The sequence below is a fragment of the Siccirubricoccus deserti genome (assembly GCF_014283215.1).
In the GTDB taxonomy this organism is placed as follows: Bacteria; Pseudomonadota; Alphaproteobacteria; order Acetobacterales; family Acetobacteraceae; genus Siccirubricoccus; species Siccirubricoccus deserti.
On the sequence record NZ_JACOMF010000005.1, the window covers coordinates 16,555 to 38,634 of the forward strand.

Genomic DNA, 22,080 nt, shown 5'->3' on the forward strand with positions numbered 1-22,080 from the left:
GGAGGAAGCGATGGCGAACAAGGTCAAGGAAGCTTGGAAGGCCGGCAAGGCCGTGGTCAACGGCTGGCTCGCCATCCCGAATGCGTTCAGCGCCGAGATGTACGCCCAGTGCGGCTGGGACAGCGTGACCGTCGACATGCAGCACGGCGTGCAGGACTACCTCTCCTGCGTCGCCTGCTTCCAGGGCATCCAGCCTTCCGGCGTGACGCCGATGGTGCGGGTGCCGTGGAATGAGCCGGGCATCATCGGCAAGGTGCTCGACGCCGGCGCCCAGGGCGTGATCTGCCCGATGGTGAATACGCCCGACGAGGCCAGGCGGCTGGTGCAGTACAGCTACTACCCGCCGCAGGGCACCCGCAGCAACGGCCCGATCCGCGCCGGTGTCTACGGCGAGGCCGGCGGCTACCAGAAGACCGCCAACGAGAACATCCTCGTTATCCCGATGATCGAGACCAAGCAGGCGATCGAGAACATCGAGGCCATCCTCGACGTGCCGGGGATAGACGGCATCTATGTCGGCCCCTCGGACCTCTGCTTCTCCTATGGGCTTGAGCCCAAGCTGGACGTGGAGGACCCCTTCGTCCTCGGCATCTACGAGAAGCTGCTGAAGGAGACCAGCAAGCGCGGCATCGCCGCGGGCCTGCACAACGGCAGCCCCGCCTATGCCCACCGGATGATCCAGATGGGCTTCAAGCTGGTGACGATCTCGAATGAGGTGGGGCTGATGGTGAACGCCGCGAAGGCGGCGGTGAAGCAGGCCCGCGGCGGCTGAATTACCGCCACGCAGTCGCAATAGAGACGCGATCGTTTCGATTTTCGCGTTGCACCATACGCGACTGTTAGAAGCGCTAGCCGTAAAATTGTCTACCACATTCCGGAACATCTTAAAGGGATGCATCCGGAATGGCCATCGTGAACTCCCCCCGTTACGGCACCCTGGTGCTCGGCACGCCGCTGCGGGACGCTATCGGGCCGTTCAGCCCGGCGACCGTGGTCCCCGGGCTGGGCGACGACTACATCGTCCTGGGCCCGGGGGCGGACATCTTTGCCTATGCGCCAGGGCATGGGATGGATTGGATCGATAATTTCACCCCTGGCGTGGACAAGCTGCAATTCGGCGGCGGACTGACCGCCGCATCCATCATCGTCAATGCTGTATCCATCGAGGGGGTGCCGGGCCTCGCCGTCTACGACGGGCGCTTCGGCGACGCGATCTTCCTCGCCAGGGTCACCGCCCTGCAGCCGGGGGACATCACCTTCGCGCCATTGCCGAGCAATTTCCTCAACCTCGCCGCCAACGACCTCAACGCCGACGGCTACTCCGACATCTTGCTGCAGCATGTCACCGGCGGGATCTCGCGCTGGTCGATGAATGGTGCCGCGGTGGTGGATGCCCCGGCCTACGGCGTCCTCAACCCCGGCGCCGAGGTGATCGCCAGAGTCGACCTGAACGGCGATGCCCAGGACGAGGTGCTGTGGCGCCTGCCGGATGGCACCATCGGCGTATGGAACCTGCCCGGCGCGGTGGCGACGGGCGCGGTCATCGCCCCGGGGGTGCCGCTGGCCTATTCGGTGGTCGCCACCGGTGATTTCAACGGCGACGGCAAGGACGATCTGATGTGGCGGCACACGGATGGCACCGTCTCGGCCTGGCAGATGAACGGCCTGGGCGTGACCAGCGCCCTGGTCGTCGCCACCGCCAGCGCCGAATGGTCGGCGGTGGGCAGCGGCGACTTCACCGGCGATGGCCGCGCCGATGTGCTGTGGCGCAACACCGATGGCGTCATCTCGCTGTGGGAGATGAATGGCAGTGCGGTGGTGAACGCCACCATCGTCGCCATGCTCGGCGCCGCCTGGAACGTCGCCGCCGCTGCGGATTTCGACGGGGACGGCAAGACCGACATCCTGCTGCGCCACGACGACGGGCAGGTCGGCCTCTGGCTGATGGACGGTGATGCGGTGCGGGAGGCGGTGACGCTGGAGAATCCGACCACCCGTTGGACGGTGATGGACACCGGCGACTACAACGCCGACGGCAGGGCCGACATCCTCTGGCGCCAGGACGATGGGATGATCAGCCAGTGGCAGATGGATGGCACCAGCATCCTCGCCAAGACCTTCGTCGCCAGCCCGGGCACCGACTGGACCATCGTCTGAGCCCGTCCCTGCATTGAGTCGCCGCCGCCATCCCGGCAGACTGCGGCCGGGATGGCGGAGACGGTGGTGGCGCAACGGAGCGGGATTGCGGCGTGCTGCGACTGATCGGCGGGCGGCTGGTGCAGATCGCCGTCACCCTGGTGGTCGTCTCGGCGCTCAGCTGGCTGGCGATGGGGCTGATGCCGGGCGATCCGCTCGACCTCGCCATGCTGGGCGACCCCACCCTGACCGCGGCGGATCTGGCGAAGCTGCGGGAGATCCATGGCCTCGACCGGCCGCTGCATGAACGCTACCTGGCCTGGGCGGCGGCGGTGCTGCGCGGCGATTTCGGCTATTCCCGGCTGTATTCGGTGCCGGTGCAGGCGGTGCTCTGGCCGGCGCTCGGCTCCACCCTGGTGCTGCTCGGCTGGGCGCTGGCGCTGGCGGCCGGCGGGGGCGTGCTGCTGGGGGTGGCGGGGGCGGTGCGGCCGGGGCTGGGGCGGCTGGCCGATGGCTTCAGCATCCTGGTCCAGGCGACGCCGGCCTTCTGGCTCGGGCTGCTGCTGATCATCCTTTTCGCCGTCACCCTCGGCTGGCTGCCGGCCGGCGGCGTGGCGGAGGATGCCGGCCTAGTGGAAGCGTTGCGCTTCCTGGTGCTGCCGGTGGCGACCCTGGCGCTGGTCAACATGGCGGCCTACGCAAGGCATGGGCTGGCGGCGATGCAGGCCGAACTCGCCGCGCCCTACATCCGCACCGCCCGGATGAAGGGGCTGTCCGAGGGCGCGGTGCTGTGGCGCCACGCCTTCCCCAATGCGGCGGTGCCGCTGGTGACCATCGCCGCGCTGGATGCCGGGGCGCTGGTCTCCGGCGCCTTGGTGACGGAGACCATCTTCGCCCGGCCCGGCATGGGCAAGCTGATCTACGATTCGGTCATGGGCAATGACTACAACCTTGCGCTGCTCGCCCTGCTGCTGGCGGCGCTGGTGACGATGCTGGCGACCCTGGCGGCCGATGTGGCGCAGCGGCTGATCGACCCGCGGCTGGCCGGCTGATGCGGCTCTGGCTCGGCCTTGGCCTGCTGGCCCTGCTGGCGGCCGGCGCGGCCGGCGCCGGGCTGGTGCGCGACTGGCTGGGCCATGACCCCTTCGCCCCGGATCTGTTCCTGCGTTACGCCGAAGCTTCTGCCGCGCATCCGCTCGGCACCGACGAGCTGGGTCGGGACATCCTGCTGCGGTTGCTGTTCGGCGCCCGGGTCTCGCTGGTGGTGGGGCTGACGGTGGCGCTGGGAGCGACGCTGCTGGGCACCGCCGCCGGGCTGGCGGCAGCCTGGCGCGGCGGCTGGCTGGATGCGGTGCTGATGCGCCTGGCGGATGGGCTGCTGTCCTTGCCGGCCCTGCCGCTGCTGATCGTGCTGGCGGCGATCGATACCGGCCGCTTCGGCCTGCCGCGCGGCGAGGCGGGGTCGGACATCGCCCGCATCACCGTCATCCTGACCCTGTTTGGCTGGGTCGGCGTCGCCCGCCTGGCTCGCGCCGCGGCGCTGACCCAGCTCTCGCTCGACTACGTGGCGGCGGCGCGGGTGGCGGGGGCCTCGGAGCCGCGCGTGCTGCTGCGGCATGTGCTGCCCAACATCCTTGGCCCGATCGCGGTGGCGACGGCGCTGGCGGTGGCCGGGGCGGTGCTGGCCGAGAGCACGCTGAGCTTCCTCGGCCTCGGCATCCAGCCGCCGGCGCCCTCCTGGGGCAACATGCTGGCCAATGCGCAGGAGATGGTCTTCGCGGCGCCCTGGGCCGCGGTATGGCCGGGGGTGGCGATCCTGCTGACGGTGGCGGGATGCTCGCTGCTGGCGGATGGGGTGCGGGGGCGGCTGCCGCGCTGACGCGCCCATGCAGCGGGTGATAGCGTCGGGGCGAGGGCGGCACCCGATCGCCCCAGGGCCACCCCGGCCGCATGAGGAGCGCCAGGATGAAAATCGGAGTTTTCGCCACCTTCATGTCGCCGCTGGCGACGCCACAGATGATCCGCGACTTCGGCCGGCGCGCCGAGGACACGGGCCTCGACTCGATCTGGATGGGCGAGCACGTGGTGTTGTTCGACAGGAACACCTTCGGCTATCCCAGCTCGAAGGACGGGCGCATCCCGGTGCCGGACGGCGGCGGCATGCTGGACGTGACCGCGACCTTCGGCTTCCTCGCCGCGGCGACGAGCCGGCTGCGGTTCGGCACCGGCGTCGCGCTCGTGCCGCAGCGCAATCCGATCTACACCGCCAAGGAAATCTGCACCCTGGACTGGCTGACCGAGGGCCGCATCGACTTCGGCATCGGCGTCGGCTGGAACAAGGAGGAGGTCGAGGCCTGCGGCTACCGCTGGGAAGACCGCGGCGCGCGCTGCGACGAATTCCTCGAGGTCATGCGGCGGCTGTGGACCGAGCCGGTGGTGGACTTCGCCGGCAAATGGGTGAGGTTCGAAACTGCCCGGCTGGACCCGAAGCCGATTCAGAAACCGCATGTGCCGATCATCGTCGGCGGCTATGCCGATGCCGCGATGCGGCGCGCCGTGCGCTTCGGCGCCGGCTGGTACGGCTTCAACCGCGACCCCGCCGGCGTCCGGGAGATGCTCGGCCGGCTCGACGCGGCCTTCGCCGCGGCCGGCCGCACGCGTGGGCCCGAGTTCGAGATCATCATCACGCCGCCGATGTCGATGCCCGTCGATGCGATGGCGGCCTATGCCGAACTCGGCGTGCACCGGCTGGTGGTGAACCTCGACAGCCAGCGGCCAGAGCGTGTCGATGGCCGCATGGCGGAGATTGAGAGACTGGTGCGCTTGGCCGCGTGATCCGCAAGGCCGCGGGGGCGGCAACCCGCCTGTCCCGGCGCCGTTGCTTTGCCGGGCCAGGCGCGCATGCCCTGCACCAAGGGTCGCGTGGCGGAACGCCCCGGCCGCAGAGGCCGATCGCCCCGAAGCCCCTGCCCGGAGGATTAGCCATGGCAACCCCGCAGAACCTGGCCGTGATCGTCGGCAGCCTTCGCGAGGCCTCGCTCAACCGGCTGGCCGCGCGGCAGCTCATCCGCCTCGCGCCGGAAGGGCTGAAGGGCGAGATCGTCGAGATCCGGCAGCTTCCGCTGTATGACCAGGACCTCGACGAGACGCCGCCACAGGAATGGACGGCGTTCCGCGGCAGGATCCGCGCCGCCGACGCCGTGCTCTTCGTCACGCCCGAATACAACCGGTCGGTGCCGGGGGTGCTGAAGAATGCGATCGACGTGGGTTCGCGCCCCTACGGGAAAAGCGCCTGGAACGGCAAGCCCGCGGCGGTGATGAGCGTCTCGCCCGGCGCCATCGGCGGGTTCGGCGCCAACCATCATCTGCGCCAGTCGCTGGTCTTCCTGAACATGCCGATATTGCAGCAGCCCGAGGCCTATGTCGGCCAGGCCGGCACGCTGTTCGACTCCAGCGGCAACATCGCCGATGCGGGCACGCTGAAATTCTTCCAAAGCTTCATCGATGCCTTCGCCACATGGATCAGGCGCAACACCGGCTGAGGCGAGACCGTCATCCGCAGCATGGCTACCGTCAGCCCAAAACCAACGGATCGGTCGCTGGACCGGCCCGAGGCCGCTCCGCGGCCCGCCGCCAGTACGGCGAAGCCAAGCAAACCGGAGGGCCGTGCCGCAAGGCACGACGCCCGGCGTTTGACAGGGCCTGAACGTCTCAACGCTCAGAGCCGCTGGTAGAAAGTTTAGCGGCATGCAAGCCACAGACGCGCCGGAAGGACCGGCGCGCGTGGCCAAACCGCACGAACCCCGCCATAAACGTCGCGGACATGGCTCAGCGCGGCGCGGGAACCCGACAGCATGCTACGGCGCGAATCGCCATGCGGCTTCGCGCCGCCGGGTGGCCCATGCCCGGACGATCCGCCTGCGCCGCGGCGCTGCTCGTCGGGCTGCTGCTGGCTGGCTGTGCAGGCGACCCGGTGCCGGTCGCCAGCGGGCGCGGCGCCGTGGATCGCAGCTGCGCTCCCTCAGGGCCGACGGGGCAGAGCCTGCCGGACCCGCTCTCCCTGCCGGAGGCCGAGCGGCAGGCGATCGCCGCCAGGCTGGCCGCGTTGGACTACCCACCCGCCGCCATCCGCATCGCCACGGTGATCGGCGCGTTGAGCGAGCTGCGCGACCTCGCCGCCGCCGAGGCCGCGACCGGCCCGGATGCCGTGCTTCGCTGGCTACGGCTGCGCCAGGTGATCACCGAACGGGTGCTGCTGGCGATGCTCGACGTGTCGTCGGCCCTGGCCGAGATCGACTGCGAGGGCGAGCGTGGCGACCAGCTGCGGGACCGGCTCCAACGGGCCGATACGACACTGACCCGCCGGCTTGGCCTTGCCGGCGTCATGCTCGGCGCGGCGACCGCGGCGGTGACCGGCGGCCTTTCGCTGGCCGGGGCCGGTGGCGGCGACATCGCCGGCATCGTTGGCGGCACCGCCGAAGCCGCGGTCAGCGGCTCGGTCCTCTTCATCGGCAGCTCGGCCGAGTTCCACACGCCGCGCAACATGCTGGCGGAGATCCGCGACCAGCCGGAGCGCTCGGCGGTCTTCCCGCCGGTGGTCTGGCGCTACCTGAGGCGCGGCGGCCCCGAGGGCAGCACCGCCGCAACCCTGGCCGCCGATTGGGCAGACGGGGATCGCGCCCGCTTCGCGCTGCTGTCCGGCCCGGGCGGCCGCTACACCGTCGAGGATCTGGAAGCCCGCGATGGCATGCTCGACCTGATCGAGACCAATGTGGCGCGGATGAGCCAGGAGCTGCGCAGCCTGCTCGGCGCCCTGCTGGTCCGGCCGGAGCCGCGCCTCCGCCGCTGAACCGGCCGGCGCTTCCGGCGCTTCACGCCGCATGGCGGCACCGCGGGAGGATCCGAAGCACCAGCTGGAGGCGCTCGGCGCGCATCTCGCGCGCTACCCTTACCTCGGTCTCGACCACCCGGTGGGGAGGCGCATCCTGGCGGCGGTGCGACGCGCTCCGAAAGTGACGCTGGAAGCGGCCCTGTGGCATCGTGCCCGGCTGCCCCAGGGGCCGGAACGCCACACCGCCGCACAGATGGGCCCGCCGCCCGCCAACTGGACCGAGGGCCGCTTCAACCATCACGGCCAGACGGTATTCTACCTGGCATCCACCCCCTGGGGCGCCTGTGCCGAGACCGCGCCGCTGCCGTGCTGCATTCTCTGGGTGCAGAATTTCCGGGCGCGGCAGGTGCACGGGCTATTGGACCTGGCCGGCACATCTGGCGTCGACGGCAAGCGTCGGTCAGGCACCGCGCTGCTTACCGCCGGGCTGAATGCGGTGATGCACCGGCTGCGGCCCGACCCCGACAGCCCATGGAAGCCGGAATACTTCGTCCCGCGCTTCGTTGCCGATGCGGCGCGGGCGGCAGGGTTCCGCGGCATCCTCTACTGCAGCACGCGCTTCGACGGCTACAACGCCGTGCTGTTCGAATGGACGGCGCGGGAGATCAGGCCCGAGGGCCATCCCACCATCTTCGACTACGACGCGGGACGCGCGCCGGGCGTCACAGGTAGCGCAGCGCCGCGAAGCCGAGGAGGATCCCGGCCGCCGCGCCGGTAGTCACCAGGGTCAGCCGCCGCTCGATGAACTCGCGGATGGGCGGTCCGTAGCGGCGCACCAGGAAGGCCAGCAGGAAGAACCGGGCGCCCCGGGTCACGATGCTGGCGGCGAGGAAGATCAGGAAGTCGAATTTCGCCGCGCCAGAGGCGATGGTGACGATCTTGTACGGGATCGGCGTCAGCCCCTTGATGAGGATGACCAGCGCCCCCCAGCGCTCGTACCAGCCCTGGAAGCGCAGCAGCGCATCGGCGTGGCCATAGGCGCGCAGCACCGGCTCGGCCAGCGCCTCGAACAGCCAATAGCCGATGGCATAGCCGGCGACGCCGCCGAGCACCGAGGCGATGGTGCAGACCAGCGCGTAGCGATAGGCCCGCTCCGGCCGCGCCAGGCACATCGGGATCAGCATCGCATCCGGCGGGATGGGGAAGACGCTGCTCTCGGCGAAGCTGACGCCGGCCAGCCAGGCCGAAGCCCGCCGGTGCGCCGCCAGGGCCAGGACGCGGTCGTATAGGGCACGCAGCATGATCGATTCCCACGATAGCTGCGCGCGGCTTCGCATACCCCCGGGCGAGGCGCAATTCACGCCGGCTTTGCCCCGCGGGTCCCGCATGCCTCGCCGCTGCTGCCATGCAGCAGGGTGCCTTGCCGGCTCCGCGCCCGGAATGGGACCATCACGGCCGACCGAGGAGAGCACGATGTCAGGAGCGACCGGGGCCGCTGCGCCCGTCCCGAAAGTGGCCATCGGCCTGTTGCTGGCCTGCGGGGTCCTGGTGGCCGCGATGGCGATGGGCCTGCGGCAGACCTTCGGCCTGTTCCTGGCGCCGATGACCGCGGCGCGCGACTGGGGCGCCGCCGACTACTCCTTCGCCATCGCCCTGCAGGTGCTGATCAACGGCGTCACCCAGCCGCTGTGGGGCCAGCTCGCGGATCGCATCGGCGGCCGGCGGGTGATCATGCTGGGCGCCGCGCTGCAGGCGGCTGGTGTGCTGGGGATGGCGCTGACCGAGAACCTGCTGGTGTTCACCGCCTTCGCCGGCCTCGTCGTCGGCGCCGCGGTTTCGGCCGCCGGCATGCCGGTGATCATGGCCAGCCTGACCCGGCTGCTGCCGGAGCGCCTGCGCGGCCGCGCCACAGGCCTTGGCACCGCCGGCTCCTCCTTCGGCCAATTCCTGGTGGTGCCGCTGGCGCATCTGGCGATCAGCGGCTTCGGCTGGCAGGTGGCGCTGTTCATCGTCGCCGCCAGCGCGCTGGTGATGATCCCGCTGGCGCTGCCGCTGAACGATGCCCCGGCGCCACCCGCGGCCGGCGCCGTGGCGGAGGAAACGGCCCGGCAGGCGCTGCGCCGCGCCTTCGCGACGCCGAGCTTCTGGTTCCTGTTTTTCGGCTTCTACGTCTGCGGCCTGCATGTCTCCTTCATGGGGATCCACCTGCCGGGCTTCGTCGCCTCCTGCCACCTGCCGGCGGCGGTGGGGGCCGGCGCGCTCAGCCTGATCGGGCTGTTCAACATCGTCGGCTCGCTGACGGCGGGGGAGATTTCCGGGCGCTGGTCGCGGCGCGGGCTGCTGGTCTTCATCTATGCGGCGCGCGGCGTGGTGATCGCGGGTTTCCTCCTCGTCGAGAAGACCACCGCCTCGGTGCTGGTGTTCTCCGCGGTGATGGGGTTGCTGTGGCTGTCCACCGTGCCGCCGACAGTGGCGCTCTGCGCCCGGAATTTCGGCACCCGCTGGCTGGCGACGATCTTCGGCATCGTCTTCCTCGGCCACCAGATCGGCGGCTTCACCGGCGCCTGGCTGGGCGGGCTGATCTTCGACCGCACCGGCAGCTATGATTTGATGTGGAGCCTCTGCATCGCCGCCGCCGCCTTCGCCGCGCTGGTGCATCTGCCGGTGGCGGATGGGCCGCCGAAGCCGGTCGCCGTTCCGGCCTGACGGCCACCGGTGATTCCCGGCGTTCCTCCCGAGGCGATCGCGGGCTAGAAGGGTTGCCGGAGCCAGAAGGGGGAGAGTGCCGCATGCGGCGTTGGGTTTTGCTGATGGCTTTGGGACTCCCGCTGGCAGCAACGCTGGATGCGGACGCCCAGGGACCGGCGCCGCAGCGTCAGGGGCCGCCGCATGAATGGACCTTCGGCGCTTGGACTGGCGGGCAATTCCCGGCCGGCGACACCGATACCCCGGCCTGCTTCGGCAGCCCCACGGTGATCTTCACCCGCGACGTCGTGATGCGCGCCACGCCGCTCGATACCGCCTATCGCCAGCGCAACATAGAAACGGTGGCGGTGCAGCCGAATGGGCTGGAATTCCGCTTCACCCCGGCCGCGCCGGTGATGGGCGCGATGGGGCCGCGGGCGGCGAATGACGCCGGCTTCGGCTGCTCCGGCAACCCCAACCTGCTGCGCGTCGAGCGTCGCGGGCCGGATGAGATCGTCTTCCCGGACTGCAGCGAATTCCCCTCGCCGCTCAAGCGCTGCGTGACGAAATAGCAACGGCGGAGTGGCGTTCGGATCCGAATGCCACTCCACCGCAGCCCGTTGTTTGCCGAGCGGATTCAGCCTCCGGGCCCGGCCGCCGACCTGCCCGCCAGGAACCCCGATGATGCGCATTGCCCTGATCCACGCCCTTCGCCACTCGCCGCCACCGATCGAGGCTGCCTTCGCCCGCGCCTGGCCGGAGGCGGTGCTGATGAACCTGCTGGACGACAGCCTCTCGGCCGATCTGGCCCGCGCCGGCACGCTGGATGCGCGGATGACCGAGCGTTTCCAAACCTTGTCCCGCTATGCCGTGGGCACCGGAGCGGATGGCATCCTCTTCACCTGCTCCGCCTTCGGCCCCTGCATCGAGGCGGTGGCGGCGGAACAGGCGCCGATGCCGGTGTTGAAGCCGAATGAGGCAATGATCGAGGAAGCCTGCGCCGCAGCCTTCGAAGCGGCAGGCGGGCGGCGGCCGCGCATTGGGCTGCTGGCCAGCTTCGCCCCCACCCTCGACAGCATGCCGCCGGAATTCCCCGCCGACGTGACCCTGGTGCCGAAACTTGCGGAGGGCGCGCTGGCCGCGCTCGACCGCGGCGACCACGCCGGGCATGACCGGCTGGCGGCCGAGGCGGCGAAGGATCTCGCCGATTGCGATGTCATCGCGCTGGCGCAATTCAGCCTGGCCAGCGCCGCCCCGCTGGTCGCCGCAGCCACCGGCAGGCCGGTGTTCACCACGCCGGACAGCGCGGTGCGGAAGCTGAAGCGACTATTGGCGACGTAACGCCCGGAAGGCCGCCAGGAAGGCGTCCACATCCGCCTCGTCATTATAGACATGCGGGCTGATGCGCATCCGGCCCAGCCGCGGCGCGACATACACGCCACGCGCCGCCAGCGCCTCGATCAGCCCCGCCGGCATGCCCTGCGGGAAGCCAAGGCTCAGCACATGCGGGGCCCTGACCCGCGCCGCCGGGATCTCGACACCGGCATCGGCCAGGCCGGCCGCCAGCCGCTCCGTCAGCATCGCCAGCCGTGCGGTTATGGCGGCGGCGCCCCATCCTGCCATCATCTCCATCCCGACCGCCGCCATCTCCAGCGAGATGAAATGGTCGCGCTCCCCCATGTCGAAGCGGCGGGCGCCATCGGTGAAGGCAAGGTCGGCGAAATAGGGCGCGCGTTCCGAATCGACGCCGCGACGCCCATAGGCGGTCTGCTCCAGCGGCACCCCGCCCTGGTGCCGCTTCGCCACATAGAGGAAGGCGCGGCCATAGGGGCCGAGCACCCATTTATAGGTCGGGAAGACCAGCACATCCGGGTCGAGCCGCGCGACATCCAGCGGCAGCACCCCGGCATGGTGGGTCGCATCCACCAGCAGCGCCGCCCCCGCGCCCCGCAGCGCGGCCGCCACCGCCTCCAGATCGATCAGCCCGCCGTCCGCCCAATGCACCGAGGAGATCGAGGCCAGCGCCAGCGGCGCCGCGCCCGGCCGGGCGATCGCCGCCAGCAGTGCCGCGGTCCAGTCGCCATCGCCGGGCCGGGCCACCGCCTCCACCACGAAGCCGCCTTCCGGCGCGCGTTGCAGCCATTCGAGGGTCGGCGAGGAATGGTCCTCCGCCAGCACCAGCACCCGGCTGCCGCGGGGCACCGGCAGCAGCTTTCCCGCCGTGGCGACGCCGTAGCTAACCGAGGAGACCAGCGCGACATCCTCCGGGACGGCGCCGATCAGCGCCGCGGCGGCGGCGCGGGCGCGGGCGATCTGCCGTGGCTGGTACTCCGCCGGCAAGGTCCAGGGCTGCGCCTTGCGGCCGACGCCGGCATGCCCGGCCGCCTGCACCGCCCGCGGCAGCGGGCTCCAGGAGGCGGCATTGAGGTAGGCGACATCACGGGGAATGTCGAAGGCGTCGCGCTGCGAGGCGAGCATGGGCTGGGTCCGGGTCTGCCGGCGAAAACCCTGCCCTGGTGCTGCGCCGACGGCAAGCCGCTCAGGCTGGCTGCCGCCGGATCCTGCCCGCCGCCGAAGCGGATGAGGGCGGCGATCCGTGCCTCCAGGCTCGGGTGCGTCGCCAGCCAGCGCTTGCCGAGAGTCTCCTCCGCGCTCTCCAGCAGCATCGCCTGCAGGCCGGAGGGCAGCGCCGGCATCGCCGCCTGCTGCGCCACCTTGCGCAGCGCCGTGATCATCGCATCCGGGTCGCGCGCCAACTCCACCGCCGCGGCATCGGCGAGGAAGTGGCGGTTGCGCGACAGGGCGAAGCGCAGCCCCGATCGCCAGCACCTAGGCCAGCACGACGATCACCAGCGCCAGCAGCCGGCCAGGCGCCTGGCCCAGCACGCTTTCCACCACGGCGGCCTGCTCCGGCCCCGTGCCGGGAGCGCGGCTACACCACGGTCCCGAAGGTCGCGTGCTCGTGCCGGGCGTAGCCTTTCACCGTCCCACCAGATTGGGAATCAGGTCGTGCCGCCGCTTGAACTGCACATCCACATTCGACCATGCCTGGCTGGTGGTCTGCCGCAGCGCGATCATCCGGTTGTAGACAGCACCAGCCCCAGCAGGACGCCGCCGAGGACGATCCAGCCCAAGGTTCTCTTCCGCCGTCAGGTCAACTGGGTTGCGCGAAGCGCGCGAAATCGCGGGCGAGCACCGTATAGATCTCCCGCTTGAAGGCGACTGCCAGGCCCGGCAGCGATTCCAGCCGCGACCAGCGCCAGGCGTCGAATTCCGGATGCGGGTCGTGGTCGAGCCGGATGTCGGCATCGGTGCCGGTGAAGCGCAGCGCGAACCACTTCTGCCGCTGGCCGCGGTACCGGCCGCCGAGCGCCTTGCCCAGCAGTTCCGGCGGCAGGTCGTAGGTCAGCCAGTCCGGATGCTCAGCCAGGATCTCGGCCCGGGCGGTGCCGATCTCCTCCTCCAGCTCGCGGAACAGGGCGACGCGCGGGTCCTCGCCCGGGTCCATGCCGCCCTGCGGTAGCTGCCAGCCGCCCGCGGCGCCCTCGGCATTCGGCAGATCGGCGCGGCGGGCGACGAAGACGAGGCCGGCGGGGCTGAACAGCACGGCGCCGACATTGTCGCGGTAGGGAAGTTCCATGCCGTCCCTATAGCATCAGCACAGGCTGCGCCGCATCGCCCGCCTCAAGGCATGCTGGCCCGCACCGGCTGCACCGCGTTGCCCGAGGTGGCCAGGGCCGGCGCACGCAATGCGCTGACCGGGGCCAGGACGAAGCCACGTGCCTCGACGCTGCCGGCCCAGGCGGCGATGCGGTCCACCACCACCGGCGAGGCCTCCCCGGCATAGCCGAGCGCCACGCCGCGTTCCTGCGCCAGTCGCTCCAGCGCCGCCAGCTTTCGCTCGATCTCGCCGCGGGTTGCCGGCTCATCCACCACCAGGTCGATGGCGCGGCCCCAGACCTGCTCCGGCGCCCGTGCTCCCGGGCGGGGGTCGACATAAAGCAGGCCGCGGCGGCGCAACGCATCCTGCAACATGGCGTGGCGTTCGCCGAGCGCGGCGAAGCGCTCGCCACGCATCGGGCCGAGGGCGCCGATGGCGCCGACATAGCCGGTGAAGCGGGAGAGCACCCAATCCAGCCGGTCCTGGTTCTGCGCCTCGGTCTGGCCGGTCAGCAGGGCCCGGTCGCCGGGATTGTTCAGCGGGTAGCCGGTCGGCTCCAGCGGCAGCGCCACCAGCAATTCCATGCCCTTGGCGCGGGCCTGGTCCAGCAGCAGCGGCAGCTGCGGCGCATAGGGGCTGAAGGCCAGGGTCACCGCGCCGGGCAGGCGGCGGATCGCATTCTCCGAGACCGCCGCATTCATCCCGAGCCCGCCGATGATCAGGCCGAGCCTGGAGCGCGGGTCCTGCCGGTCGAAGGCCCGGCCATAGGCGCGGATGGGGGTGCGGCCCTCGCTGCTGATGCGCGGCAGATCCCCGTAGGGGCCGGCTTCCAGCAGGGCGGGATCGGCGGCAGGGATAGGGCGGCTGGGTTGTGGCGGGCCGCGCGGAATGGCGGCGGGCAGGGGTGGCGGCTCCGGCGCCGGGGGCGGCACCGCGCGGGGAGGGGCGGCGGAGGGAATGGCCAGAGGCGCCGCGGCGGCAACCTGCACGGCAGTTGGCGGCGGCTCGGGCAGTGTCGCGGCGGCCGGGCTGGGGACAGATTCGGGGCGAGGCGTCTCGGCCGGTGGTGGCGGCGCGGCGGCAACCGGGCCTATCCGGTCCGGCGGGCCGAGCCAGGCCAGCACGCCGACGCCGCCGGCCAGCAAGGTCAGGGTCACCACCCAGAAGCCGAACAGCGCCCGCCAGCCGAGAGTCAGACGCCTTGCAGGTTCGGGGTCATCCGCAGGCATCGGGGTCGGACAACCCTCCCCTCGGTCAGCGGGAGGCGGCGCGGCGCGCCGGGGATTGCGCCTGCGCCGAGGCGAGGTTGCGCAGCAGCTGGACGCCCTGCTGGAGTTGGAAATCCGTCTCCGGCTTGGTCAGGTCGAGCGCCGGCGCGCCTTCCGGCGGCAGCCGGGTGACCCGCTCGGCGACCCCGGCCGGCAGTTGCAGCGGCGGGATGGCGGCGCCGGCCGGCTGCTGCACCCCGCCCTCGTTGCGCAGCGCCCGGCGCAGATCCGCCTCGCGCTCCCGCGGGATGCTCGCGGTGGCTTCCTGCCGCTGGGCCAGCACCTCGATGTCCGGCTCGATGCCGGTGCCCTGGATGGAACGGCCGGAGGGCGTGTAGTAGCGCGCCGTGGTCAGCCTGATGGCGCCCTGGCCGGGGATGGGCATGACGGTCTGCACGCTGCCCTTGCCGAAGCTCTTCACCCCGAGAACGATCGCCCGGCGATGGTCCTGCAGCGCACCGGCGACGATCTCGCTGGCCGAGGCGCTGCCGCCGTTGATCAGCACCACCACCGGCAAGCCGTTGGCGATGTCGCCGGCCTTGGCGTTCCAGCGCTGCGCATCCTCCTGCCGGCGGGCGCGGGTGCTGACGATCTCGCCCTGGTCGAGGAAGTCGTCCGAGACCTGCACCGCCTGGTCGAGCAGCCCGCCCGGGTTGTTCCGCAGGTCGAGGACGATGCCCCTGAGGTTGTTCCCGGCCTGCTGCCGCAGGCTGCTCAGCGCGCGGCGGAGGCCGACATCGGTCTGCTCGTTGAAGGAGGTCAGGCGGATATAGCCGATGTCGTTGCCTTCCATGCGGAAGCGCACGACCTGTGGCCGGATCACCTCCCGGGTCAGGGACAGCTCGATCGGCCGGTCGGCGCCTTCCCGCCGGATGGTGATCCTGATGGTGGTGCCGCGCTCTCCGCGCATCTGCTCCACCGCTTCCTGCAGCGTGAGGCCCTGCACCGAATTGCCGTTCAGATGGGTGATCAGGTCGCCCGCCTTGACCCCGGCGCGGGAGGCCGGGGTCTCGTCGATCGGCGAGATCACCTTGATGTAGCCGCTCTCCTGCGTCACCTCGATGCCGAGGCCGCCGAACTCGCCCCGCGTCTGCACCTGCATGTCGCGGTAGCTGCGCTGGTTGAGGTAGGAGCTGTGCGGGTCGAGGCCGGTGAGCATGCCATTGATGGCATTCTCCACCGCCTCGCGGTCGTTGATCGGCTCGACATATTCGGCACGAACCCGTTCGAACACGTCGCCGAACAGGTTGAGCAGGCGGTAGGTCTCGGCCCGCCCCCCATCCTGCGCCCATGCCGCGACGATAGGCCCGACCACGATGCCGGCCGCGAATGCCGCGGTCACCGTCGCCACCGTCCCAACCCTGCCCTTCATGCGGCCACCCGTATCCCTTGTGGCACGGTCTTCTGACCGCGCCATTATGCCATAGCGCCAAACGCCCGAAGGCGGGGTTAAGCCCCGTCCATCGGCATCCCCGGGCTCAGCCCCGGGCGGCAAGCCAACTCCGCGGGTCGACCGGGCGCCCACCCCGGCGGAGTTCCAGGTAAAGCGACGCCCGCCCCCGGCCATCCGGCGCCGCGGCACCGAGCTGCCCGACCGGCTCCCCGGCCAGCAGCCGCTGCCCGGGGGCAGTATCGAGCCGATCGAGGCCCGCCAGCACAAAATGGTACCCGTCGCCGCAATCCACAATCAACAAAAGGCCGTAGCTGCGAAAAGCGGCGGCGAAGGCGGTCCGGCCGGCGCAGGGGCTGACCACCCGGGCACCGGCGGGGGCGGCCAGGGTGATGCCGCGGGCGGGGCCGCCTTCGCCGGCGCTGCCGAAATCCCGCACCACCTGGCCGGCGACCGGCATGGCCCGGCCGCCGCGCGGGGCGGGCTGGGCCGGCTCCCGGCTCGGCGCGGAAGCGTCCTGCCGCCGCGCGGCCTCGGTGCGGGCACGGGCGGCCGCGGCGGCGCGCACCCGGGCTTCCTCGCGCCGCAGCCGGGCCAGCGCGCCCTCCAGGCTGGTGGCCCGGGCGGCGGCGGTGGCGGCCCGGCGGGCAGCGGCCTCCTCGGCATCCTCCGCCTGGGCGCGGCGCTCGCGCGCCTCCTTGAGGTCGGCTTCCAGCACCAGGGTCGCCAGCCGGGCGGCGGTCTCCGCCTCGCGCAGCGCGGCCGCCTGCGCGGCGGCGGCGGCGGCGCGGCGGCCGGCCTCGGCCTCGGCGGCGCGGAGCGTCGCCGCCTCCTCGGTCATCGAGCGTGACAGGCCCTGCAGCACTAGCAGGCCGCGCAGCGCATCCTCGGCCGGGGCGGGCACCGCCAGCAGGGATTCCGCCGGCCACAGCGCCAGACGGAGCATGGTCGGCAGCATCGGCGCCAGCGCCTCGGCCTGGGCCCGGGCGGCGCCGCGGGCGGCGGTGGCGGCCTCGGCGGCGGTGCGGCTGCGCTGCTCGATATCGGCCAGGTGGCGCTCGGCCGCCTGCAGCTGGCGGGCGGCCTCGACCCGGCGCTCGGCCAGGCGGCGCTCGGCGGCGGCGGCGGCGCGGCTGGCCTCGGCCGCGGCCTCGGCCGCCTCGCGCTGGGCCCGGGCGGCGCGCTGCGCCTGTTCGAGCGCCGCGGGGGTGGGTTGGGTCAGCGCGACGGCCGGCAGCAGCAGCGCCGCCGCCAGCCACCAGCCGAGCCGGGGGTCAGCCGGCCGGACCACCATGTCCCAGCAGGCTGCGCCCGGTCATTGCCGTGGGCTGCGGCAGGCCCATCAGCGCCAGCAGGGTCGGTGCCACATCGGCCAGCCTTCCCTCGGCCAGGGTCGTGCCCTGCGGCGCCCCGACGACGAGCACCGGCACCGGGTTGGTGGTGTGGGCGGTATGCGGGCCGCCGGTCACCGGGTCGCGCATCATTTCGCAATTGCCGTGGTCGGCGGTGACCAGCAGCGCGCCGCCCTGGGCCTTCACCGCGGCAACGATGCGGCCGAGCCCGGAATCCACCGTCTCCACCGCCTTGATCGCCGCCGGCAAGCTGCCGGTGTGGCCGACCATGTCGGGGTTGGCGAAATTCAGCACGATCAGGTCGAATTTCCCGGTCCCGATCGCCTCGACTGCCTTCTCGGTCAGCTCCGGCGCCGACATCTCCGGCTGCAAATCATAGGTGGCGACCTTGGGCGAGGGCACCATGATGCGGTCCTCGCCGGGGTAGGGCCGCTCCTCGCCGCCGTTCAGGAAGTAGGTGACGTGCGGGTATTTCTCGGTCTCCGCCATCCGCAACTGGGTGCGGCCGGCGCGGGAGACGACCTCGCCCAGGATGTCCACCATGCTCTGCGGCGCGAAGAGCGTGCCGAGGAAGGTGTCGAGCGCCGTGGAATACTGCGTCATCCCGGCGGCGGCGGCGAAGCGGATCACCCGGCTGCGCTGGAAGCCCTCGAATCCAGGGTCGAGCAGCGCCGTCAGGATCTCCCGCACCCGGTCGGCGCGGAAGTTGAAGCAGAGCACCCCATCGCCGTCCCGCATGCCGGCGTAATCGCCGATGGCGGTGGCCGGGATGAATTCGTCGGTGACGTCCTTCGCATGCGCCGCGGCAACGGTGGCGACCGGGTCGGCCGCGCGGGCGCCCTCGGCCGAGACCATCACATCATAGGCCTGGGAGACGCGCTCCCAACGGTTGTCACGGTCCATCGCGTAGTAGCGGCCGGTGACGGTCGAGACCCGCACGCCGGGCAGGCCGGCGATGTCGTCCAGAAGGGTGCGGATGTAGTCAAGCGCGGCGCGCGGCGAGGTGTCGCGGCCATCGGTGAATAGGTGCAGGGCGACCGGCACCCCGGCGCCCGAGACCACCCGGGCCAGCGCCGCGGCATGCTTCTGGTGGCTGTGCACGCCGCCGGGCGAGAGCAGGCCGATCAAATGGCAGGTGCCGCCGCTGGCCTTGAGCCGGGCGATGAGGTCGGTCAGCGCCGGCAGGCCGGCGATCGAGCCATCCGCCACCGCGGCGTCGATGCGCGGCAGATCCTGCATCACCACGCGGCCGGCGCCGAGGTTCAGGTGGCCGACCTCGGAATTGCCCATCTGCCCACCGGGCAGCCCGACATCATGGCCGGAGGTGTGCAGGAAGGCGCGGGGGCCGGCAGCCCAGAGCGCATCGAATGTCGGCGTGCGGGCCTGGCGCACGGCGTTGTCGGCGGGATCCTCGCGCCAGCCCCAGCCGTCGAGGATCACCAGCATCACGGGCTTCGGGGCGTGCGGCATCGGGCTCCTCGCGCTGGGTGGGTCGCCTTAACGCCGCAGGGGGGCGGGAGGCAAGGCGGGGCTTCGCCCCAGCCGGCCCGGCTTCGCGCGGCAGGCAGGGATGATGCCCCGCCCCTCAGGCTTCGGTTGACCCGGCCCGGCGGCGCGGCGATTGTGTCGGCTTGGGGATCAGCGCCCCGGTCGCACCGAGGCGGGACGGATGATCCGCGTCGGGGCCCGGTGCGCCGCAGCAGGCATGGGGGTTAGCGTGGGGACCGGGCTCGATCTGCTTCTCGACCAGGTGATGGTCGGGGATTGCATCGACCTGATGCGGCGCCTGCCGCCGGCCTCGGTCCATGCCATCTTCGCCGACCCACCCTACAACCTTCAGTTGAAGGGCGATCTGCGCCGGCCGAATGACACGCTGGTGGACGGTGTCGACGACGCCTGGGACCGCTTCGACGACCTGCCCAGCTACGACGCCTTCACTCGCGCCTGGCTAACTGAGGCCCGGCGGGTGCTGCGCAAGGACGGCACCATCTGGGTGATGGGCAGCTACCACAACGTCTTCCGCCTGGGCACGGCGCTGCAGGACCTCGGCTTCTGGGTGCTGAACGACGTCATCTGGCGCAAGTCGAACCCGATGCCGAATTTCCGCGGCCGGCGCTTCACCAATGCGCATGAGACGCTGATCTGGGCCGCCCGTGGCCCCGAGAGCCGCTACCGCTTCAATTACGCGGCGATGAAGGCGCTGAACGAGGAGGTGCAGATGCGGAGCGACTGGTTCATCCCGCTCTGCACCGGCTCCGAGCGGCTGCGGGACGACAAGGGCGCCAAGCTGCACCCCACCCAGAAGCCGGAAGCGCTGCTGCACCGGGTGATCCTGTCCTGCACCGCGCCGGGCGAGGTGGTGCTGGACCCTTTCCTCGGCACCGGCACCACCGCCGCGGTCGCCCGCCGGCTCGGCCGCCGTTACATCGGGCTGGAACGCGACCCCGGCTATGCCGCCGCCGCCATGGCGCGGATCGAGGCGGTGGAGCCGCTCTCGGAGACCGCCGCCCTGACCACCGCAGGGAAGCGGGAACAGCCGCGCATTCCCTTCGGCCATCTGGTCGAGCGCGGCGTGGTGCCGCCCGGCTCCATCCTGGTCGACCGCGCAAGGCGCTGGTCGGCAACGGTGGCGGCGGATGGATCGATACGCTGCGGCCGCGCGCAGGGCTCGATTCACCAGGTCGGCGCGGCGGTGCAGGAGGCTCCCTCCTGCAACGGCTGGGCCTTCTGGCATGTGGAGCAGCCGGGCGGCCGGCTGCGGCTGCTGGACGAGTACCGGGTGGAGGCCCTGGGCAGCCAGGGCTAGCAGGTTGCGAAGAAGGGCGATGCGCCCCGATCCCCGTCTGCGGTTTCCGCTATCCCCGCCGCACCACGTAATCCCCCGCTTCCAGCGCCGCGACGATGGCGTTGCCCTGGGCGATGTCGCGGACCTCGATCATCAGCTCCAGCTCGGCGCTCTGCACGCTGGGCGCGGCGAACAGCCGCTGATGGGAGACCTCGATGACATTGCCGCCGGCCGCGGCGACGCGGGTGGCGATGTCGGCCAGCACGCCGGGGCGGTCCGGGATGTCGAGGTGCAGCCGCAGGATCCGGCCGTCCCGCAGCAGGTTGCGCAGCAGCACATTGGCCAGGATGCGGGCATCGATGTTGCCGCCACAGACCACGGTGCCCACCGCCTTGCCGGCGAAATGCTCGGGGAAGGCGAGGATCGCCGCCAGCCCGGCGGCGCCAGCGCCCTCGGCCACCACCTTGGCACCTTCGGCCAGCAGGGCGATCGCCTGTTCCACCGCCCTTTCCGGCACCACCAGCACTTCGATACCCAGGCGCTGCAGCATCGCCAGCGGCACCTCGCCGACATCACGCACGGCGATACCCTCGGCGATGGTCGGGCCGCCGACGGCAACCGGCTGGCCGGCCAGGCGCTGGGCCATGGCCGGGTAGCCCTCGACCTCGACGCCGAACACCGCGACGCCGGGGCGCAGCGCCCGGGCGGTTGCGGCACAGCCGGCCAGCATGCCGCCGCCGCCGACCGGGAAGACCAGCGCCTCCAGCCCCGGCGCATCCTCCAGCATCTCAAGCACCATGGTGCCCTGGCCGGCGATGACGCCGGAATCGTCATAGGGATGGATGAAGGTCAGGCCATGCGCCAGCGCCAGTTCGTGCGCATGCGCCGCGGCCTCGGCCAGGGTCTCGCCGTGCAGCACGACGCGGGCGCCCCAGCCCTCGGTACGGACCACCTTGGTCGCCGGGGTGAAGCGCGGCATGACGATGGTGGCGGCGATACCGGCGAGTGAGGCATGCCGCGCCACCGCCTGGGCGTGGTTGCCAGCCGACATGGCGATGACACCAGCGGCCTTCTCCCGCGCCGTCAGCAGGGCGATGCGGTTCGCCGCGCCGCGCTCCTTGAAGGCGCCGGTCGCCTGCAGATTGTCGAGCTTGAGGAAGACCTGCGCGCCGGCGACGCGGGAGACGGCGTCGGAGGGGACGGTCGGGGTGCGCAGAATAGAGCCCTGGATGCGGGCGGCCGCGGCGCGCACCTCCGTCAGGCCCACGGGCGCGGCCGGCGCCGCCTGGGCACCGACCGGAGTCCGGAGTTGCATGGCGCGGCTAGCGGTAGGCGACGCCGGTGATCTCATAGGCGCGCGCGCCGCCGGGCGCGGGCACCTCGACACTGTCGCCGACCTTCCGGCCGATCAACGCCTTGGCCAGCGGCGAGGAGATCGAGATGGAGTTGACCTTCATGTCGGCTTCATAGGCGCCGACGATGCGATAGGTCTTCTCCTCCTCCGTCTCCTCGTCGACGACGGTGACGCGGGCACCGAACTTCACCTGGTCGCCGGATAGCTTGGAGACATCGATCACCTCGGCGGCCGGGATGATGGTTTCCAGCTCGGCAATGCGGCCCTCGATGAAGGACTGCTTCTCCCGGGCCGCGTGGTATTCGGCGTTCTCCGAAAGGTCGCCATGGGCCCTGGCCTCGGCGATCGCGCGGATGACCGCCGGCCGCTCCTCAACCTTCAGGACCTTCAGCTCCTCCTCCAGCTTCGCCAGACCTTCCGCGGTCATGGGGAACTTCTGCACGGCAAGCCCTTCCTTCAAACCGCCCCTGCCAAACCATCGCTTCTGCCGGAACATACCAGCCTGGGCGAACTCTGGCGGCGAGGGGGAACACCGGCAGCGGCGGTCGGGTTCCGGCCCGCCGGTGGCCCCGTTACAGGTGCCAGCCGTCAGGGTCCACAGAACCCCCGCGTCCGCTG

Annotated in this window: 21 protein-coding genes and 1 pseudogene; 12 read left to right on the forward strand and 10 right to left on the reverse strand. The window is 71.4% G+C overall.

Annotated features, from left to right (window positions below; translation table 11 throughout):
* Positions 1-10: 10 nt before the first annotated feature.
* The 8 genes from H7965_RS06100 (at position 11) to H7965_RS06135 (ending at position 7,745) form a co-directional block, all read left to right on the forward strand.
* Entirely contained in the window at positions 11-772 is a 762-nt protein-coding gene (locus tag H7965_RS06100) for an HpcH/HpaI aldolase family protein (RefSeq protein WP_186769671.1), read from the forward strand.
* A 131-nt stretch (positions 773-903) separates the two neighbouring features.
* The gene (locus tag H7965_RS06105; protein ID WP_186769672.1) at positions 904-2,157 is read left to right on the forward strand and encodes an FG-GAP repeat domain-containing protein; all 1,254 of its coding nucleotides are present in this window, start codon (positions 904-906) and stop codon (positions 2,155-2,157) included.
* A gap of 92 nt (positions 2,158-2,249) precedes the next feature.
* Positions 2,250-3,188, forward strand: a complete 939-nt coding sequence (locus tag H7965_RS06110; protein ID WP_229682496.1) for an ABC transporter permease — start codon at positions 2,250-2,252, stop codon at positions 3,186-3,188.
* Complete coding sequence (locus H7965_RS06115; protein WP_186769673.1) at positions 3,188-4,015, forward strand: ABC transporter permease; 828 nt, start codon at positions 3,188-3,190, stop codon at positions 4,013-4,015. The genes H7965_RS06110 and H7965_RS06115 overlap by 1 nt, the downstream gene beginning before the upstream one ends.
* An 86-nt stretch (positions 4,016-4,101) precedes the next feature.
* Complete coding sequence (locus H7965_RS06120; protein WP_186769674.1) at positions 4,102-4,971, forward strand: LLM class F420-dependent oxidoreductase; 870 nt, start codon at positions 4,102-4,104, stop codon at positions 4,969-4,971.
* 149 nt (positions 4,972-5,120) lie between these two features.
* Positions 5,121-5,678, forward strand: a complete 558-nt coding sequence (locus H7965_RS06125) for an NADPH-dependent FMN reductase (protein WP_186769675.1) — start codon at positions 5,121-5,123, stop codon at positions 5,676-5,678.
* A gap of 359 nt (positions 5,679-6,037) precedes the next feature.
* Positions 6,038-6,985, forward strand: a complete 948-nt coding sequence (locus H7965_RS06130) for a hypothetical protein (RefSeq protein WP_186769676.1) — start codon at positions 6,038-6,040, stop codon at positions 6,983-6,985.
* A gap of 31 nt (positions 6,986-7,016) precedes the next feature.
* Positions 7,017-7,745, forward strand: a complete 729-nt coding sequence (locus tag H7965_RS06135; protein ID WP_186769677.1) for an RES family NAD+ phosphorylase — start codon at positions 7,017-7,019, stop codon at positions 7,743-7,745.
* Here the strand turns inward: H7965_RS06135 and H7965_RS06140 are convergent.
* Positions 7,690-8,268, reverse strand: coding sequence for a YqaA family protein (locus tag H7965_RS06140; RefSeq protein ID WP_186769678.1), 579 nt, complete (start codon positions 8,266-8,268; stop codon positions 7,690-7,692). The two genes, H7965_RS06135 and H7965_RS06140, sit on opposite strands and share 56 nt — an antisense overlap.
* A gap of 172 nt (positions 8,269-8,440) precedes the next feature.
* Here H7965_RS06140 and H7965_RS06145 point away from each other — a divergent pair, with 172 nt between their 5' ends.
* From H7965_RS06145 to H7965_RS06155, 3 genes are all read left to right on the forward strand, one after another.
* Complete coding sequence (locus H7965_RS06145; RefSeq protein ID WP_186769679.1) at positions 8,441-9,673, forward strand: MFS transporter; 1,233 nt, start codon at positions 8,441-8,443, stop codon at positions 9,671-9,673.
* Between the two features lie 104 nt (positions 9,674-9,777).
* On the forward strand, positions 9,778-10,224 hold the full coding sequence (locus H7965_RS06150; protein WP_229682495.1) for a hypothetical protein: 447 nt from the start codon (positions 9,778-9,780) through the stop codon (positions 10,222-10,224).
* Between the two features lie 112 nt (positions 10,225-10,336).
* Complete coding sequence (locus H7965_RS06155; RefSeq protein WP_186769681.1) at positions 10,337-10,993, forward strand: arylsulfatase; 657 nt, start codon at positions 10,337-10,339, stop codon at positions 10,991-10,993.
* Here H7965_RS06155 and H7965_RS06160 read toward each other — a convergent pair.
* The 7 genes and pseudogenes from H7965_RS06160 to gpmI all read right to left on the reverse strand — a co-directional run bounded on the left by H7965_RS06160 (position 10,979) and on the right by gpmI (position 18,793).
* Positions 10,979-12,130, reverse strand: coding sequence for an aminotransferase class V-fold PLP-dependent enzyme (locus H7965_RS06160; RefSeq protein ID WP_186769682.1), 1,152 nt, complete (start codon positions 12,128-12,130; stop codon positions 10,979-10,981). The genes H7965_RS06155 and H7965_RS06160 overlap by 15 nt on opposite strands.
* Before the next feature lie 116 nt (positions 12,131-12,246).
* Positions 12,247-12,465: pseudogene (locus tag H7965_RS31905) on the reverse strand (M48 family metalloprotease); the annotation flags it as partial.
* A 341-nt stretch (positions 12,466-12,806) separates the two neighbouring features.
* Positions 12,807-13,292 (reverse strand): RNA pyrophosphohydrolase, encoded by a 486-nt coding sequence (locus H7965_RS06170; protein ID WP_186769683.1) that lies wholly within the window; start codon positions 13,290-13,292, stop codon positions 12,807-12,809.
* 44 nt (positions 13,293-13,336) lie between these two features.
* Positions 13,337-14,542 carry a divergent polysaccharide deacetylase family protein gene (locus tag H7965_RS06175; protein ID WP_186769684.1) on the reverse strand — a complete coding sequence of 402 codons (1,206 nt, stop codon included), beginning with the start codon at positions 14,540-14,542 and terminating at the stop codon, positions 13,337-13,339.
* A 25-nt stretch (positions 14,543-14,567) separates the two neighbouring features.
* Entirely contained in the window at positions 14,568-15,953 is a 1,386-nt protein-coding gene (locus H7965_RS06180) for a S41 family peptidase (RefSeq protein ID WP_186769685.1), read from the reverse strand.
* Between the two features lie 106 nt (positions 15,954-16,059).
* On the reverse strand, positions 16,060-17,265 hold the full coding sequence (locus tag H7965_RS06185) for a murein hydrolase activator EnvC family protein (protein ID WP_186769686.1): 1,206 nt from the start codon (positions 17,263-17,265) through the stop codon (positions 16,060-16,062).
* The gene (gene gpmI, locus H7965_RS06190; RefSeq protein WP_186769687.1) at positions 17,246-18,793 is read right to left on the reverse strand and encodes a 2,3-bisphosphoglycerate-independent phosphoglycerate mutase; all 1,548 of its coding nucleotides are present in this window, start codon (positions 18,791-18,793) and stop codon (positions 17,246-17,248) included. Before gpmI ends, H7965_RS06185 begins: the two co-directional genes overlap by 20 nt.
* 235 nt (positions 18,794-19,028) lie before the next feature.
* Between gpmI and H7965_RS06195 the strand changes: the two genes are divergently transcribed.
* Positions 19,029-20,129, forward strand: a complete 1,101-nt coding sequence (locus H7965_RS06195; protein ID WP_186769688.1) for a site-specific DNA-methyltransferase — start codon at positions 19,029-19,031, stop codon at positions 20,127-20,129.
* Positions 20,130-20,178: 49 nt separating this feature from the next.
* On the opposite strand, the gene H7965_RS06200 is transcribed toward H7965_RS06195, so the two are convergent.
* The gene (locus tag H7965_RS06200; RefSeq protein ID WP_186769689.1) at positions 20,179-21,423 is read right to left on the reverse strand and encodes a threonine ammonia-lyase; all 1,245 of its coding nucleotides are present in this window, start codon (positions 21,421-21,423) and stop codon (positions 20,179-20,181) included.
* 7 nt (positions 21,424-21,430) lie between these two features.
* Entirely contained in the window at positions 21,431-21,904 is a 474-nt protein-coding gene (gene greA, locus H7965_RS06205) for a transcription elongation factor GreA (protein WP_186769690.1), read from the reverse strand.
* Positions 21,905-22,080 lie beyond the last annotated feature (176 nt).